Genomic DNA, 16,843 nt, shown 5'->3' on the forward strand with positions numbered 1-16,843 from the left:
TGCAGATGAGAGATTATCCTCAACATCTGCAACTTTTCTATCTAGGACTAATGAACATTAGCCGCCGAAGTCATCCAACAGGATGTTTTCGTCTTCGACACCAAGATTTTTCAACATACCAATTACGGCAGCGTTCATCATTGGAGGTCCACACATGTAGAACTCACAATCTTCTGGTGCATCATGGTTTTTCAGATAGTTTTCATACAATACGTTATGAATAAAACCTGTGTAACCATCCCAGTTATCCTCTGGTTGAGGATCTGAAAGTGCCACATGCCATACGAAGTTATCATTCTCAGCCGCGAGGCCGTCGAAGTCTTCTACGTAGAACATTTCACGCTTAGAACGTGCACCGTACCAGAAGCTCATCTTACGTTTAGACTGAAGACGCTTCAGTTGGTCGAAGATATGTGAACGCATTGGCGCCATACCCGCACCACCGCCGATAAACACCATTTCTGCATCGGTATCTTTCGCGAAGAATTCACCGAATGGGCCAGAAATTGTCACTTTATCGCCAGCTTTTAAGCTCCAAATATAAGATGACATCTTACCGCAAGGCAGAGTCAGGTTACGTGGTGGAGGCGTAGCAATACGCACGTTCAGCATGATAATACCGAACTCTTCTGGGTAGTTAGCCATTGAGTATGCACGGATAGTTTCTTCATCAACCTTAGATTCAAGATTGAAGAAACCGAAGTGTTCCCAGTCGCCACGGTATTGTGCAGGTACATCGAAATCTGCATATTTAACATGGTGAGCAGGTGCTTCGATTTGAATATAACCGCCAGCACGGAATGGTACAGATTCGCCATCAGGAATTTGCAGCTTCAGTTCTTTAATGAAAGTGGCTTTGTTATCGTTAGAGATAACTTCACATTCCCATTTCTTGATACCGAAGATTTCTTCGTCAAGCTCGATTTCCATATCGTTCTTAACGTTAACCTGACAAGAAAGACGACAGCCTTTACGGGCATCACCTTTGCTAATGTGGTCAAGTTCTGTTGGCAGAATATCACCGCCGCCAGACTTAATCACCACGCGACATTGGCCACATGAGCCACCGCCACCACACGCACTCGATACGAAGATACCGCTGTTAGCCAAAACGCCTAACAACTTACCGCCAGCACCGGTTGTAATTGCTTTTTCAGGATCGTCATTAATGCCGATCGTGATGTCACCGCTAGCCACTAACTTAGACTTAGCAAATAAAATCACTAATACCAAGATGAGGACGATAGCAGTAAACATACTCACACCGAGGTAAACCTCGAGCGGAGTAGATTTAAAAATACCAAGAATATCCATTAACTTATCCTTAGAAGGTCCAATTCAAGAAGCCGTTATGTGTCTCTTACAGAGACACACCAGAAAACGACATGAAACCTAAGGCCATCAAACCAGCAGTGATAAAGGTAATACCTAAACCACGTAGGCCGTTAGGCACGTCGGCATACTTCAGCTTCTCACGGATACCGGCCATCAATACGATAGCTAATGCCCAACCCACTCCTGAGCCGAAACCAAACACCACACTCTCGCCTAACTTGTAGTCACGCTCAACCATGAATGATACCGCACCGAAAATCGCGCAGTTCACTGTGATCAAAGGTAAGAAAATACCTAATGCGTTGTACAAAGGTGGAAAGTACTTGTCCAGTGCCATTTCCAGAATTTGAACCAAAGCTGCAATCACACCGATAAAGGTAATGAATTTCAAGAAGCTTAAGTCAGCTTCAGGTGCGCCAGCCCAAGCAAGTGCACCAGGAGCTAGCAGCCCTTGATAGATAACTTGGTTTGCTGGGACAGAGATAGTTAACACTACAACTACCGCAATCCCTAGGCCCATGGCTGTGGTGACTTTCTTTGACACAGCCAAGAAAGTACACATACCTAGGAAGAAGGCCAGTGCCATGTTTTCAATGAAAACAGAGCGAATTAACAGGCTAATATAATGTTCCATCGCACTTACCCTTTTGCTTCAACTTGCTCTGGCTTATAGGTACGAATAATCCAAATCAGAACACCGATCAGGAAGAACGCACTCGGAGGCAGTAGTAGCAGACCGTTTGGTTGGTACCAGCCGCCATCAGAGATCTTGTGCAAGATTTCAACACCGAACAGAGAACCGTTACCAAACAGTTCACGTACGAAGCCAACAGCTAACAGAATCGCACCGTAACCTAAACCGTTACCGATACCATCCATAAAGCTCATCATTGGCGGTGTTTTCATCGCGTAGGCTTCGGCACGACCCATTACGATACAGTTCGTAATAATCAGACCGACGAATACCGACAGCTGCTTAGAGATCTGATAAGCATAAGCCTGCAGCAATTGGTCAACCACGATTACCAAAGAGGCAATAATGGTCATCTGTACGATAATACGCACACTGCTTGGAATATGATTACGGATCATTGAGATAAACAGGTTCGAAAACGCTGTTACCGCAGTTAACGCCAACGCCATTACCAGTGCAGTTTCGAGCTTGCTCGTTACCGCTAATGCACTACATACACCAAGTACTTGTAAAGCAATCGGGTTGTTGTTGACTATAGGTCCGGTCAGAACCTGTTTCAGTTCTTTAGCGTCAGACATTAGTTGAGACCTCCATTGCGTGCTTTTTCAATGAAACTCGCAAAACCTTCTTTCCCTAACCAGAATGTCAGTGAATGTTGCACACCGTTACTCGTTAAGGTTGCGCCAGATAATGCGTCTACACCGTATTCAGTGCTAGCAACAGCTGGGTTTTTCGTTACGCTGATAGCGAGTTTACCTTGCTCATCAAATAACTTTTTGCCATGCCATTTCGCTTTCCACTGAGCATTTTGCACTTCGCCACCTAAGCCAGGCGTTTCGCCTTGCTCGTAGTAGACTAAGCTTTGCACTGTGTTTAGGTCAGCATCCATAGCAAGGAAGGCATACATAGTAGACCAAAGGCCATAACCATGGATTGGCAGAATCACACTGGTCAATTTACCTTGTTCATCACGAACGAGGTAAACCACAGCGTTATCCGCTACGCGTTTCACAGAAGCAATGTCGTTCTCAGGTACAAATGAGGTTTTCACATCACGAGACGCTTTACGTTGATCATAAGTGTCAGCATCAACACCATCAACCCAAGCACCCGTTTTCAAATCGACCAGTTTAGCTTCGATGTGTTTGCCGTACGTATCCAGAATTTGCGCTTTGGTGACCTTGCCAGCTTTAGTATCGATAAGACCAGCGGCTTCCAGAATGTACTTTTGCTTATCGAGCAGTTTATTTTCTGCTTGAGTCGGTCTCAGTAACACTGCTGCAGTAGACACAAATATCGCACAAATTAGACATAGGCCAACGACGATAAATAAGGTTCTGCCGAACGAATCTTTATTACTAGCCACGGGCAATCCTCCGCTTGATATTTGCCTGAACCACGAAGTGGTCGAACAATGGCGCGAACAAGTTAGCAAACAAAATTGCCAACATCATGCCTTCAGGGAATGCAGGGTTAATCACGCGGATAAACACAGCCATTGCACCAATCAAGATACCGTATGCCCATTTAGCTTGGTTAGTGAATGACGCTGACACTGGGTCTGTCGCCATAAACATCATGCCAAACGCAAAACCACCTAACACTAAGTGCCAGTACCAAGGCATTGCAAACATTGGGTTAGTGTCGCTACCGACAACGTTCAGCAGAGTAGAAATGGCAATCATACCGACCATTACACCGCCAACGATGCGCCATGAAGCGATACGCGTGTAGATGATGACCAAACCACCTAACAGAATCGCTAATGTAGACACTTCGCCCACTGAACCTGGAATGAACCCGAAGAACGAATCCCACCAGTTTTGGTTAATTGCGTAATCTAATGTGCCCGCAGCAGCTTGGCTCAGTGCAGTCGCACCTGAGTAGCCGTCAGCCACAACCCATGAGGTATCACCCGACATGTTCAACGGATAAGCGAAGAACAGGAAGGCACGACCCGCTAGTGCTGGGTTTAAGAAGTTACGCCCTGTACCACCGAACACTTCTTTCGCCACGACCACACCGAAGGTGATACCCAGCGCCACCATCCATAATGGGATAGTTGCTGGCAGCGTTAAAGCGAACAGGATAGAGGTAACGAAGAAACCTTCGTTGACTTCATGGCCGCGGATAGAGGCAAACAGCACTTCCCAGATACCACCGACAGCGAAGGTCACCGCGTAGATAGGTAGGAAGAAACAGGCGCCATACCACATTAGCGCAGGCCAGCCAGAGTTTGCCGTCAGTTCGGTACCGAACATGCTGAACAAGCTCACTTGCCATACGTCAGGGGTAGCAAAACCAGCCACTAAAGCTAATTGAGCTTGTAAACCTACGTTGTACATACCCACGAACATCGCTGGGAAAGCACAAGCCCAAACCGTAATCATCATACGTTTTAGGTCGAGGTTATCGCGAACGTGGGTTTTGCCCTTGTTCACTTTACCTGGGGTATAAAAAATTGTGTATGCCGCTTCGAATAGGGCATAAAACTTTTCGTATTTACCGCCTTTTTCAAAGTCGGGTTCAATACGTTCGAAAAAATCTTTCAAGCTCATTAGCCTTCCCTCTCGATCGTATCTAAACAGTCACGCAGATATGAACCGTAGTCATACTTGCCTGGACATACGAACGTACACAGTGCGAGATCTTCTTCATCTAACTCTAACGCGCCTAAAGTAGCAGCACCGTCAAAGTCACCTGAAATCAAGTCACGCAACAACATAGTAGGAAGAATGTCCAATGGCATTACACGCTCATAGTTACCAATTGGCACCATAGCGCGGTCTGAACCACCTGTACTGGTCGTCATACTGAACAGACGAGAAGGAGCAAGATGTCCTAAGAATGCACGAGTGATAGAATATTTGTCTGAGCCTGGTAATACCCAGCCTAAAAATTCTTTCTCTGTACCTTCTTCTAACAGACTTACTTGAACATGGTAACGACCTAAATACCCTTGTGGGCCAACGGCTGTACGACCATTCAGAACAGAGCCTGAAATCAGACGAACATTGCCATCTAACGCTTCACCTGCGGTTAATTCAGTCATGCTCGCGCCCACAACAGTGCGTACGAGTCTTGGCTTAGCCGCTTTAGGGCCTGCGATCGCAATAACACGTTCGGTATTGAGTTCACCCGTCGTAAATAGCTGACCAATTGCTATTACATCTTGGTAACCAATATGCCAAACGGTACGTTTTGCAGAGGCAGACAATAAGAAGTGAATATGAGTACCGACTAATCCTGCAGGGTGCACACCAGCAAATTCTTCAACTTGGGCGTTTGCGGCAGGAATATCAGCGCCAGGCGCTTTACAAAGGTAAACTTTACCGTCAGTAAGTCTTGCTAAGACCTTAAGACCATTAGCAAAATCTTCTTTATGCTCACGGATCACCACAACAGGATCAGCGGCAAGAGGTTGAGTATCTATTGCGGTTACAAAAATACCAGCAGCAGAAGAGTCTACAGCAGGAACTTTGCTAAAAGGACGAGTACGCAAAGCAGTCCATAAACCTGATTCGATCAGATTGTCACGGACTAACTGCGAGTCGAGCGTATCGAGTGCAGTGGCATCATATTTAGCAAAGGCAACGCTTTCGTTTCCTTCCACTTCAATGACAACAGACTGCAGAACACGCTGGGCGCCCCGGTTAATGTCTAATATAGTACCACTGGCTAAAGCCGTATATTTAACGCCTAAATTCTTCTTATCTTCAAAAAGAACCTGGCCTTTTTGTACTTTATCGCCCACTTTGATTTTCATCGTTGGACGTAAGCCAATATACTCTTCACCCAAAGTAGCTACATGTTTAATGGCTGGGCCATTATGGATAACTTGCTCTGGTCCGCCTGCTATAGGCAGTTCCAATCCTTTCTTAATTGTAATCATATCCACAAGCACTACGTTTGAAGGAAAGACAATGCGCCGCGTTCCTGCTAAATACTTAGGTTTTAAACAAAACCTACTGCATTGAGCTAGCGCAGATTTATCACAGAAATGCGATCGCAATCACGCTGGTCGCGCGCATTTTACCCCAATTGACTTGGCATCGCCACGAAAATTATAGGTGATTTCAAACCTAAAATACGGATTGAAAAGAATCATGCGCTACGGCGTTCACCTTCCGACCTAGTGACTGATCAGAAAGAGAGAATATTACGGCCACTGGGTACTATAGCATTAATAATTAAAGATTTAATTTAGCAAAAAGTCGAAACATCCACTAAACACGGCTTAAATCGATCTTATTTGTTTCAATTGATTTAAATTCAAACGAAATAAAATTCAACTTAAAAGCGCCATTGATAACCTAAATAGCTAATACGTCCATTTTCCGATCGAATTCCGCTATTTGATGCTGTTGTGACTAATGTCTCATCTAAGAGGTTTTCTATCCGAAAATAAATCTCATGGTGACGGTTAAAATGATAATTCGCCGCTAAATCTACCCGCCATTGTGCGGCGACAGGCTGTAATTGGGCGCCAAATTGGCCCATTTCGCGCTCCGATTGATAAAAGACATTCGCATGCAGTTCATATTCTGCGTATTTCATCCCAGCACTCAACTGCAGTTGCTGCTTGGGTAACCAAGCCACCCTATCGCCAGCCACGACGCAACCTTGGATTTCATTGCAGCTATTGGTTTGATACTCGGCATTTGAATACTGATAATTCAAGGCTAAAGGTAACTGCACGCTGCCCAGTTCCCACTGATAGCCAAGATTCAGCTCAACTCCTTTGGTCAGCACATCCACGACATTGCCTTGAACCCACAATCGACTGTCGGCACATTGGGTATACGCATCGCAATTGACATGCAGATTATCAAAATCTTGGACGTAGGTTTTGATATCAGCACTAAAACGCTCGCTGGCATATTGGGCGCTGACTTGATATTGCAGCGACACTTGTGCCTCTTGCTCAAGATTCCCCGCACTCGCGGCGGTCCATGAACGTCGAATATCCGTACTAAAGCGCCAATCTCCAGCATGATATAAAACGCCAAGTTGTGGCATCCAATCGCTGTCGGAAAAATCTGCCGCTTCGAGTCCGGCGTAGGCTAAATTGACCTTGCGATTAACATCCACTTTTTCATAGGCGAGCGCGAGTTTGAGCTGCAATCCATCCCAATTAAACAAGGAGTCGATGGCCGAAGTGAATGCCGTCGCATCATCGGTATAAGCCAACAGCGCATTGGGTACATCACTCACTACACTCAAGTCCTGCTGCCATAGACTCTGCTGATCGCCAAGATGCATCTCGGCTTTATCCGTATGGTAACGGGCGCTATAGCTAATTTGATGAGCGCCATACTGATTCACTGACTCAGTTTGTACCCCAAAGGAGCTAAAATCATTGTCTTGTTGTAACGAGGCGACCGCGACGCCATCGACTGTCGGCTGCCGTTCAAATGCGGCCAGCGCTGCTAAACTCTGGGTATCGAGCATTTGCCCATCAAATTGATTAAGTTGATTTAATTGCTGCGAATAGGATTGATAATAAAAGTCCGTGATGACCTTATGCCCACCACTAAGCGCAACTTGGTGCGATAGTTGATACTTATGGTGTCGCCCTTGGTGCTTATCTGCCGCAGTGGCCGAATACAAACTCATCGGGTCTTGTTGCCAATCGGCCTGCGTTAAGCCGAGTTGGGAGCGATAGCTATCATCATCGAGGAACTGGTAGGTAAACTCAGTCACCTGTGGACTTCTGGCGCCGAGTAAACTCGCGGCGTTGATTTTAAATAAGATATCAGTGGTTTGGCGGTCAGTATCTTGACCATTGAGCAAGTGATCGGCGCCGCTACCATCGCTGTAGTTAACCGCGAGTATCATGCCGTATTCTTTTTGCTTCACGCCCCAATTCACATCGACACTGTAGTCAGCATCCGTATTGCCTTCGAGCGTTACCTTACTGTTTTCCGCTTGCTCGGCTACAGGTAAGGTTTGATAACTCACCACCCCAAACGCCCCTTGCCCACCAACCGCCATATTCGCCATTGGCGTGACAGTGACACTCTGTTGTTGCAGCAGATTGGGTAATAGTTGTAATTGCGGTGCAGAATAAGGCGCAGGTGAGAAATACACTCTATCTTGCAATACGGCCACGCCTTGACTCGCGCTGCGCATACTAATGCTTGCTGGATTTCCGTTAAGATCTGCAGGTAAAACCGTCAAAGCCGTTAACTGGCCTAACGCTAAACTGTCAGCAGTGGAGTGGAATGTGTCATTGAGCTGATTCAGTTCAAGCATTTGACTGTGGAAATCATCGGCGAACGTTGTGTTAGAACAGGCAAGAGATACAGAAATTGCACAGAGTGATACTGTGAAGTAACGACTAGGCATACCAAGCTCCCAAAAATTTTGTTAGCGTACGGTGTTTTTGTTATTAACTTGTAAAATAGCTGAATTTGTTTGAAAAAAAAAGCGACTCTCGTCGCTTTCTCTCATTAACTTCAGGAAACTGAATTTACTGGCTAGGCACTCTTATACAAGTAAGAGTGCAAACCGTTACAGATTACCTAGAATTTCGTCGCTTAATTTCAAATCATCATTGCGATTCACACTCACGCCAGCCGCAATAATATTACGGGCGATATCTTGTGCCTGCTCTAATGAATGCATCTCATACGTACCACATTGGTATTCGTTCAGCTCAGGGATTTCAGACTGCTCAACCACTTTAAGCACATCTTCCATCGCAGCTAACCACGCATCGGCCACTTGGCGCTCAGTCGGCTCACCAATCAAACTCATATAAAAGCCGGTACGGCATCCCATTGGCGAAATATCGATAATCTCAACATTGCTACCATTTAAATGGTCACGCATAAAGCCAGCGAATAAATGCTCCAGAGTGTGAATACCACGCTCACTGAGAATATCTTTATTCGGTGCGCAAAAACGTAGATCAAATACCGTAATCGCATCGCCCTTTGGCGTGCTCATGTGCTTAGCAACACGAACTGCTGGGGCATTCATTCGAGTATGATCAACGGTAAAGCTATCAAGTAATGGCATAGGGATCTCCAAATTCTCAGGGCGATATCAACGCCACTGTAACTGTCTATTTATGGCTTGCAAGCATAACACCAAATGAATTACGCCGATAACAAGATAATTTAAGATGAAATCATCTCATATAAATCAGCTGTTAATGTGACAGTGAGTGCTAAAAACACCACGCATTTAGTGTTGACGCTGTTGGCTGTAAGCATCCTCAGATATTTTATGATACTGGCGCACACCTTGCTCGTAGGCGTGATAGGCGGCGTACACTTTGCGCATTAAGGGATCTTGATTAGCTTGCTCTTCAATCACTTGTTTAGAGATTTTCTCAAGTTCCAACAACACTTTCGGTGGAAACGCCTTAAGCACCACCCCTTCATCATTCACTAAGGTTTCAAGGGCGGCAACATTACGGGTCGTGTATTCATCGAGCATATCTTGGTTAATGGCTCTCGCCGCGACTTTAACTATGACTTGTAAATCTTGAGGTAAACTCTCGAAGGCGGCTTTATTAATCAAGAATTCCATATTAGAACCCGGCTCATGCCAACCAGGATAATAGTAGTACTTCGCCACTTTATGTAGACCGAAGGCAAGGTCGTTCAATGGCCCCACCCACTCAGCCGCATCAATCGAGCCAGTTTGTAGCGCACCATAGAGTTCACGCCCCGCCATATTCACAGGAATAGCGCCGACACGCTTTAATACTTCGCCGCCCAAGCCCGGCATACGGATCTTCAATCCCTTAAAATCGGCAATCGTATTAATCGGTTTATTGAACCAGCCGCCCATTTGCATGCCCGTATTGCCACCCGCGAGGGGAATGATGCCAAAGGGGCGATACACTTCATCCCACAACGCCATGCCACCGCCGTAGTGTAACCAGCCGTTCATTTCCTGCGCCGTCATACCAAAGGGAATCGATGAAAAAAACTGCGCCGCGGGTGCCTTGCCTTTCCAGTAGTAAGAGGCGGCATGGGCCATTTGAATTTTACCCTGACTTACACCATCAAATACGGCAAACGCTGGCATTAACTCACCCGCGCCATAAACCTGGATCTTTAACCGACCGTTAGACATGTCATTGACTAAATGGGCAAAGCGTTCTGGAGCCATACCTAAACCGGGGAAGTTTTTGGGCCAAGAGGTCGCAAGGCGCCATTCAATAGCGGGAATAGCTTGGGGGTCATCCGTTGCGGCATGGGAAACGGCTACGCTTTGCGCGTCACTGGCTGCGGGATTACAACCGCTCAGCCCCATCAGCAGCATTAAGACGAGCACACTCCCAAACTTACGCATTTTTAATACTCTCCCTGAAATCAAACGAGCCCATGGTTCTAACAGACGTGAACATGCTCTCAGGACAGAGCTCCGCAGTCGCATCACCCAAACCCTTAAAATAGAACATATTGTTAACACAGAAACGCCTATAGGGAAACCAGAAACTCGGGCAAGGAAACCAGAAAATGACCTTAGTTTGACTTAAAACAAAAAGCCACTCGATGAGGAGTGGCCTTGGGTTCTAAGCTAATTAACTTTGTAGAGCTGATTAATTAGTCTATTGATTAACTGCAATAATTTTTAATTAACCGCGACAATTTGGCGTATTAGGCACTTGCGCATTAGCATCCCACTCACTTTGAGTGAAAGTGTGAATTGACAAGGCATGCACGCCATTGGCGAGCTCATGGGCTAAGTGAGTATTAACCAATCGATGACGGGCTAAGAGGCGTAAACCATCAAACTGCTCGCTCACGAGCACTACTTTGAAATGGGTTTCTGAATTCGGTGGTACATGGTGACGATTACTTTCGTTGATCACTTCTAAGTGCGTCGGCGAGAAGCCTTCGGTTAACTTCTGCGTGATAGTGTTAGCCACTGTGCCCTGCGCATGAGTATTGGACATATTCGAGTCTCAGAATGGGGAAATCCAGTGGCCGCAGAGTACTGCTTCAGGTGGAAAAGATCAAATTCACTTATTCGGTTTGCTGATCTACGACCACATGATATCTCACCTTATTTGGCAGGCAGTCCGCAGCCACAAACAGTTAACAGTAGGCATTTAACAACGGGCATTTAACAACGAGCATTTAGCCATGGAAATTAACGATGAGTTGTCTAAAGGTGTAGTTCCAGCGGGGCTCTTTTATTTTCAAGCGTTTAGGTAAGCTGTGTAACCAATCGTTTTGCATGGGCCAATGCATGATCAGCAGATCGCCGCTGTGCAAACTGATGTTGTACTTGGTTTGGCTGTGTTTATGCTTAAGCACAAAATCCCGCGTGGCGCCTAAGGTAATAGACGCAATATGGCTTCCATGGGCAATTTCTGGTTCATCATCGCTGTGGGCTCCCATGCAATCCTTACCATCTGCGTAGCGATTGACTAATACCCCATTGCTGGCCAAGCCATAATCCCGCGTTAACTTTTCCCTCAACTTATGGGCATATTTAGGCCAAGGTAAGGCGCGGATAAACAGTCCTGAATATAAATAGTCGCAGCCCGAGTCGCCAAACCACACTTGCTGGCGGGGAATCGCGTGAAACTGACAGAATACTTGGATTTCGGGGCGACTTAAGGGGTAAGTCTGCGCTTCTTTCATCAGCGCAGCTTGCTGCTCAGCATTAAGATAACCCCGCACTAAGGTGATGGGCGGTGTGGGTTGCTCAGTTTTTTTCGAACCTTGTTCGGCCATGTTCAAACTTAACTGCAAATCAGGATCCGACGCTGCATCAGGCTCAAGTTCAGAAAACAAGTCAACCCTTTGGCCGCCACCTTGATTGTCACTCTGGTCACGCTGATTATTATCTTTGGTCATCATCTTGCTTGTTCAGCACCCTCTCCTATCCGGCCGTTTAATTACCGCTTCGTCCACAGCAAGACTGCATTTAGGACGATACATTAGGCCTATATATTAGGGCTATACATCCTTAATGCAGAGCCGTCGCACTGCGCCATGAAATCTGCGATAATCTGCGCCTTAATTTATTGGCGCAGTGTGGCACATGACAACACAATTTTCAGTAGCGGGTGTTGAACTCGAACTTTTACGGTATCCAGCTCAGCAGGAATCTAATCTTCAAGCTTGGGATGCCGCCGATGAACACTTACTCAAAAGCCTTATTGAGTCAGAGCAAGCAGCCGTGCCAACCGCCATTATCAACGACAGTTTCGGCGCCTTAAGCTGTGGTGTATCGAAACTGAATCCAAGTTGGCCACTGTGTGTTGAAACCGATGCCAGAACCAGCTTTTTAGGCACAGAACAAAACCATGGCCGCAATCAGTTGCCGCTGGATAATCTGCAATGGTTTACCAGCCGCGATACCTTGCCAGAAAACTTAGCCTTAGTATTGATGAAGTTGCCTAAAAACTTAAGCTACTTTGCCCACCAGCTAACACGCTTATCGCAAGTGTTACCCGCTGGCACTCGTATATTAGTGGCAGCCAAAGCCAAATCGATTAATGGCGCCTTGCTCGATGTCTTTGCTAAGCATTTAGGCCCAGCAAGCGCCAGCTTAGCGTGGAAAAACACCCGAGTGATTACCTGTGTCAGTGATGGCAAACCAAGACCATTAGCGAAAGAAGTGACTTGGGCCGTACCTGAATATCAACTTGAGATCAGCAACTTAAGTAATGTGTTCGCCGCCAACAAGCTCGATATTGGCGCACGCATCATGCTCGAAAATCTGCCGAAAGGGGATTTCAAGTCGATTGTCGATCTCGGCTGTGGCAATGGCGTGCTGGGACTGCGAACCGCACAGTTATTCCCTGAAGCTGATATCCACTTTATCGACGATTCCGAAATGGCGGTCGCATCAGCCAAGGCAAACTGGGCTCGTAATCAATTACCGACAGATAAAGGCCACTTCTATTGGGACGACTGCATGACGCATCTGCCAGAAGAAGTGCAACCGGATCTGGTGCTGTGTAACCCGCCCTTCCATCAAGGTGAAGCCATTACCGATCATATCGCGTGGCAGATGTTTTTAGACGCTCGCCGCCGCTTAAAAGACGGGGGCATCTTACATATCGTCGGCAACCGCCATCTGGCTTACCATGTGAAATTGCAGCGCTTATTTAAAAACTGCACCACAGTCGCCTCCAACGGTAAATTTGTGATCCTGCAGGCGCAAAAGAAATAATTCTGCCGCTAATTCCTGCCACTAATGAGTACTTTAATCAGGGCCAGCAATGTCTGGCTCTTTGTTAAACTGCACCCGCTAACATTTTGATCTACTCCACTATCAGCACTTTGTGACACTCGCTATGGCTAGCCGAAATCCCCTGCCGCAAGTACAATCCTATTGCAAAGGTGCTTAAGTACTTAAATTCTTAAGCGCTAAATTTTTTTAAGCTATTAGTTTTTAAGCTGTTTGTTTTCTAGCAATTAGATTCTTAAGCACGAATTCTTAAGCACTAATGGTTAAACACTAAGCTTCTACAGCAATTAGGCACTTAACTAGGATTGAGATATGCCGTTAAAGGATGACGTCGCCCAACTAAAAGCTGAGCTGGCACAATTACAGTCGCTGCATTTATCGCAGCAATCTTCACTCAGCCGCCAGTTGGCAGAATTTTCAACTAAGCTCGATACCTTAAGTCAGCAAATTGCGACTGAAGACGCCTCTGACACCAGTCTTAGTATGGCGGCAGATAGTATGACAGCGGGTGCTGCATCGATTGCGGCAGTGGTTCCCGCCGCCGATAACGCGCCCACATTAACCTATGCGATACACACACCAATCCTTGAGTCCACTCCCGTAGAGCCAGTTCCTGTAGAACCCAACCCATGGCAGCAAAACGCTGTGCAAGGAAACCCTTGGCAAAGAAACACCAAAAATACCTCAGCAGAACAAGTCGCTAAAACCGAATACCAGGCGCAGGGCCAACAACTGAGTGATGAAGTCAAATTACAGGCAAGCGTGCAAGTGGCGAGTCAATTTGATGATCTGTTATCCCAAGGATTAGCGGCCATCATGGCGCCCTTTGGCGCAATTACCGAACAAATCAAATCCTTCTACCATCATTATCAAGCCAAGGGATTAGGGCCAGTCTTCTTGATGACAGTCGCGGGGATCATCACCCTGACCTTAGGCTTTGGTTACTTACTGCAATATTCCATCAACCATTGGTTCTCTGAACTGGGCAAAGCCCTACTCGGGTTTGCCAGTGCGAACGCTATCATAGCTGGCGGAATTTTTATTCGCCAAAAACGCGCAGGCATGGCGGACTTTGGTTCAGGGATAGTCGGATTAGGCCTTATCCTTAACTTTCTCTGCGCTTACTTTATTGGGCCATATTTTGAAATCATCCCCAATAGCGCGAGTTTTATCTTACTGTTATTGATCACTCTGGCAGGTTATGGCCTGTCGATGCGCTTAGATGCCAAAGTCATTGCCGTCATCGCCTTAGTCGGCGGCTCAACCGCGCCTATGATGCTGTTATCCCAAAGCTACGCGCCGCTACTGTATCTTCCTTATTTACTGCTTATTGGTGCCGGCGCCCTTGCCCAGAGTCGTAAGCTAAAGTGGCCGCTATTAGTGGAAATCACCGCCCTGCTGCACATTGGCTGCATCGAAGCCTTTAGCTATTTTGTGCCATTGCCACTCACCGACTTTGGCGGCGGCAGTCTGCTGGCGCTTATCAGTATTAATGCGACCTTTTATCTCTACGGCATCACCGGCCTAATATTTCCCTATCAATTTACCCATCAAGATAAACAACCAAGCAATACGCTGAGCCATCGCATGCTCGCTCTGCCGATTGCATTGCTCGCCTTTGTGCTATTCGAATTAACGCAATTTACTGAGTTCGCAGGGGAAATCTTTGCGGTTAATGCTCTAATTTGTGCTGCCCTCTATTGGCAGCTAAAAAGCCGCTTAGAAAAAGCCTGCAGCGGCTTATTGTTAGTCTTTGCAGGAAGTTTTGCCGGATTCGCGGCGCTGTATTTACTCAGCCATGATTTCCTCGGCTTAGTCTTACTGCTCGAAGCCTTATTACTGTTATGGATTGGCACCAAAGAAGAGCTGGTTTCGGTGCGCGCCGAAGCATATGTATTACTGCTGATGGGATTAGGGCTAAATGCGTTTAGCGTGCTAGATAGCATGGCACTGTTAGAATCCAGAATGTTAGATACCTTATCGATTTCACCTTTATCGGCCTTTGGCTTTTCGCTGATAGCGCTGGCCTTAAGTTGCGCCGCCTTAGTCTTTGCCATTCGACTATTAACATTCACCCATGCGCCGCTTTCTGCGTTAGAACATCAGCTTTGCAGAATACTAAAAGAACTATTAAGCGGTTTTTATGTGGCGACAATTATCCTCGCGGCTTACCTTTTGAGCAGCGATTACTATCTCGCTATCTTGCCGCTGGTCAGCCTATTACTGCTGTATTTAAGCGCAAAGGACAAACTCGTTATCAGCGAATTTGCCGCTTGGATCTTGCTATTACCGCTGCTCTTTAAGGTCGTTGAAGGCATAACGCTCGCGGACAGTTTTAGCTTTAGCGCCCAGCCGCTTATGGCCAAACTGGCACGAATTGAGTTATTTACCGCCTTACTCTTGGCCCATTATTGGTATCGCCGCCACTATAAAGATGCCCTATTTGCTAAAGCCGCTTACAGCGTGCAAATCTGCTGCTATTTGCTGCTGCCGCTTATTCTGCTGCCTAAAGTTATCCGCAACTATTGGGAATATACCGCGTTCGCCCTCTGGCTGAGCACCTTTATGAGCCTAGGTTTAGCCTATTTTGTTAAGCATAAGAGTTTGAACATAGAGGCCAAAATCCTCACTTGGCTAGCGGTTATGATGACAGCCTCGCTATGTCTTATTCACGCTTGGCAAGGACTCGCGGCGCTGACCGTTGGCGCCCTGTTTATGGGCTTCACCCTGCTTCGTTATCGCCAATTACCCGAAACATGGCGCCCCTTGCTGCAGCTACAATGGCAACTGAGCCCTTATTACTTTGCACTGGTATTGGCCGTAATCGTTTATGGTTTTAATCATTCAGAGCTAGTAGGAATAGCGATGACAGCATTAGCCTTAAGTGGTTATTTTGCATTGCTTATCCAAAAAAGTTTAAGAAAAAGAGCTGAAGGCCAAGCCTCACATAGCATGAAGTTAACTCTAGTCGCCGAAATCCAAGCCGCAATAAAGGAAAGCTACCATCTCGCCTACGGCCTAACGTTAGGCTTAGCCCTGTTGCCCATCATGTTGCATTTTGAGATCACGCTTGGGCTCAATCGTGATAATGCCTCATTTGTGTTAATCGAGTTTTTATCGCTGGCACTCCTAGCAAGGCTTATCTTGCAGCACGGCGCAGCAATACGCTTACATAGACGTATCTTACCTTTACAAGGACTTAAGTGGGGTTGGCATCTGTTACTCGCCTTGAGTTACTTCATGTGGAGTTATAGCTTCGATAACATGATTGCCGCCCCACTCAGCGCGATTTTATTGGTTATCCATGGCAGTGTGTTGATGTTTATCAGCTTAAAACCACAAAATGCCGATATGATCCGCCTCGCCGCAGGGCTATTTATCCTATCGACGCTCAAGGTGCTATTACTGGATATGGCGTCCTTCGAACTAGTGCAAAAGGTGATTGCCTTTATGCTGATCGGGGTTATTTTGCTTACCGTTTCTTACTTCTACCAGAAGGCGAGAAATCGATTGCAGCAAGATTAACATCGTTTTAAAAGCACTAAAAAAGCCGCCATCGAATTGAATCAATGGCGGCTTTTTACTGTTAACGATTTAATAAATCGATGGGGTATCAGCTATTCGACATGGGCTATTCGATAAGAA

Annotated in this window: 13 protein-coding genes; 2 read left to right on the forward strand and 11 right to left on the reverse strand. The window is 46.4% G+C overall.

The window, feature by feature from the left end; translation table 11 throughout:
- Window positions 1–57 precede the first annotated feature (57 nt).
- The 11 genes from nqrF to OX890_RS18400 form a co-directional block, all read right to left on the reverse strand.
- Complete coding sequence (gene nqrF, locus OX890_RS18350) at window positions 58–1,314, reverse strand: NADH:ubiquinone reductase (Na(+)-transporting) subunit F (RefSeq protein WP_006080471.1); 1,257 nt, start codon at window positions 1,312–1,314, stop codon at window positions 58–60.
- A gap of 46 nt (window positions 1,315–1,360) precedes the next feature.
- Complete coding sequence (gene nqrE, locus OX890_RS18355) at window positions 1,361–1,969, reverse strand: NADH:ubiquinone reductase (Na(+)-transporting) subunit E (protein ID WP_006080469.1); 609 nt, start codon at window positions 1,967–1,969, stop codon at window positions 1,361–1,363.
- Between the two features lie 5 nt (window positions 1,970–1,974).
- Window positions 1,975–2,607 carry an NADH:ubiquinone reductase (Na(+)-transporting) subunit D gene (locus OX890_RS18360; RefSeq protein WP_006080467.1) on the reverse strand — a complete coding sequence of 211 codons (633 nt, stop codon included), beginning with the start codon at window positions 2,605–2,607 and terminating at the stop codon, window positions 1,975–1,977.
- Entirely contained in the window at window positions 2,607–3,395 is a 789-nt protein-coding gene (locus OX890_RS18365; RefSeq protein WP_006080465.1) for a Na(+)-translocating NADH-quinone reductase subunit C, read from the reverse strand. Before OX890_RS18365 ends, OX890_RS18360 begins: the two co-directional genes overlap by 1 nt.
- On the reverse strand, window positions 3,388–4,587 hold the full coding sequence (locus OX890_RS18370) for an NADH:ubiquinone reductase (Na(+)-transporting) subunit B (protein ID WP_006080463.1): 1,200 nt from the start codon (window positions 4,585–4,587) through the stop codon (window positions 3,388–3,390). Before OX890_RS18370 ends, OX890_RS18365 begins: the two co-directional genes overlap by 8 nt.
- Window positions 4,587–5,921: a Na(+)-translocating NADH-quinone reductase subunit A gene (locus tag OX890_RS18375; protein ID WP_006080462.1), complete on the reverse strand. Its 1,335-nt coding sequence runs from the start codon at window positions 5,919–5,921 to the stop codon at window positions 4,587–4,589. The genes OX890_RS18370 and OX890_RS18375 overlap by 1 nt, the downstream gene beginning before the upstream one ends.
- Before the next feature lie 401 nt (window positions 5,922–6,322).
- Window positions 6,323–8,377: a TonB-dependent receptor domain-containing protein gene (locus tag OX890_RS18380; RefSeq protein WP_126492619.1), complete on the reverse strand. Its 2,055-nt coding sequence runs from the start codon at window positions 8,375–8,377 to the stop codon at window positions 6,323–6,325.
- 165 nt (window positions 8,378–8,542) lie between these two features.
- Complete coding sequence (luxS, locus tag OX890_RS18385; protein WP_006080460.1) at window positions 8,543–9,052, reverse strand: S-ribosylhomocysteine lyase; 510 nt, start codon at window positions 9,050–9,052, stop codon at window positions 8,543–8,545.
- A gap of 168 nt (window positions 9,053–9,220) precedes the next feature.
- A complete protein-coding gene (locus tag OX890_RS18390; protein WP_126492620.1) occupies window positions 9,221–10,339 on the reverse strand; it encodes a TRAP transporter substrate-binding protein in 1,119 nt (372 codons plus the stop codon).
- 286 nt (window positions 10,340–10,625) lie between these two features.
- Window positions 10,626–10,946, reverse strand: a complete 321-nt coding sequence (locus OX890_RS18395) for a BolA family protein (RefSeq protein ID WP_006080458.1) — start codon at window positions 10,944–10,946, stop codon at window positions 10,626–10,628.
- Between the two features lie 184 nt (window positions 10,947–11,130).
- Window positions 11,131–11,859, reverse strand: a complete 729-nt coding sequence (locus tag OX890_RS18400) for an alpha-ketoglutarate-dependent dioxygenase AlkB family protein (RefSeq protein WP_268649703.1) — start codon at window positions 11,857–11,859, stop codon at window positions 11,131–11,133.
- Window positions 11,860–12,043: 184 nt separating this feature from the next.
- On the opposite strand from OX890_RS18400, the gene OX890_RS18405 reads away from it, so the two are divergent.
- Together OX890_RS18405 and OX890_RS18410 are read left to right on the forward strand one after the other, a co-directional pair.
- Complete coding sequence (locus OX890_RS18405) at window positions 12,044–13,180, forward strand: methyltransferase (RefSeq protein WP_259582160.1); 1,137 nt, start codon at window positions 12,044–12,046, stop codon at window positions 13,178–13,180.
- A 330-nt stretch (window positions 13,181–13,510) separates the two neighbouring features.
- Window positions 13,511–16,723 (forward strand): DUF2339 domain-containing protein, encoded by a 3,213-nt coding sequence (locus OX890_RS18410; RefSeq protein WP_268649704.1) that lies wholly within the window; start codon window positions 13,511–13,513, stop codon window positions 16,721–16,723.
- The last annotated feature ends 120 nt before the right edge of the window (window positions 16,724–16,843 follow it).

It is taken from the genome of Shewanella sp. DAU305 (assembly GCF_026802235.1).
Taxonomy (GTDB): domain Bacteria; phylum Pseudomonadota; class Gammaproteobacteria; order Enterobacterales; family Shewanellaceae; genus Shewanella; species Shewanella baltica.

What these genes read in the sequence shown, in the direction of transcription:
- nqrF (WP_006080471.1), bottom strand. Translation starts at nt 1,314, where the DNA reads ATGGATATTCTTGGTATTTTTAAATCTACTCCGCTCGAGGTTTACCTC.
- nqrE (WP_006080469.1), bottom strand. Translation starts at nt 1,969, where the DNA reads ATGGAACATTATATTAGCCTGTTAATTCGCTCTGTTTTCATTGAAAAC.
- OX890_RS18360 (WP_006080467.1), bottom strand. Translation starts at nt 2,607, where the DNA reads ATGTCTGACGCTAAAGAACTGAAACAGGTTCTGACCGGACCTATAGTC.
- OX890_RS18370 (WP_006080463.1), bottom strand. Translation starts at nt 4,587, where the DNA reads ATGAGCTTGAAAGATTTTTTCGAACGTATTGAACCCGACTTTGAAAAA.
- OX890_RS18375 (WP_006080462.1), bottom strand. Translation starts at nt 5,921, where the DNA reads ATGATTACAATTAAGAAAGGATTGGAACTGCCTATAGCAGGCGGACCA.
- OX890_RS18380 (WP_126492619.1), bottom strand. Translation starts at nt 8,377, where the DNA reads ATGCCTAGTCGTTACTTCACAGTATCACTCTGTGCAATTTCTGTATCT.
- luxS (WP_006080460.1), bottom strand. Translation starts at nt 9,052, where the DNA reads ATGCCATTACTTGATAGCTTTACCGTTGATCATACTCGAATGAATGCC.
- OX890_RS18390 (WP_126492620.1), bottom strand. Translation starts at nt 10,339, where the DNA reads ATGCGTAAGTTTGGGAGTGTGCTCGTCTTAATGCTGCTGATGGGGCTG.
- OX890_RS18395 (WP_006080458.1), bottom strand. Translation starts at nt 10,946, where the DNA reads ATGTCCAATACTCATGCGCAGGGCACAGTGGCTAACACTATCACGCAG.
- OX890_RS18400 (WP_268649703.1), bottom strand. Translation starts at nt 11,859, where the DNA reads ATGATGACCAAAGATAATAATCAGCGTGACCAGAGTGACAATCAAGGT.
- OX890_RS18405 (WP_259582160.1), top strand. Translation starts at nt 12,044, where the DNA reads ATGACAACACAATTTTCAGTAGCGGGTGTTGAACTCGAACTTTTACGG.
- OX890_RS18410 (WP_268649704.1), top strand. Translation starts at nt 13,511, where the DNA reads ATGCCGTTAAAGGATGACGTCGCCCAACTAAAAGCTGAGCTGGCACAA.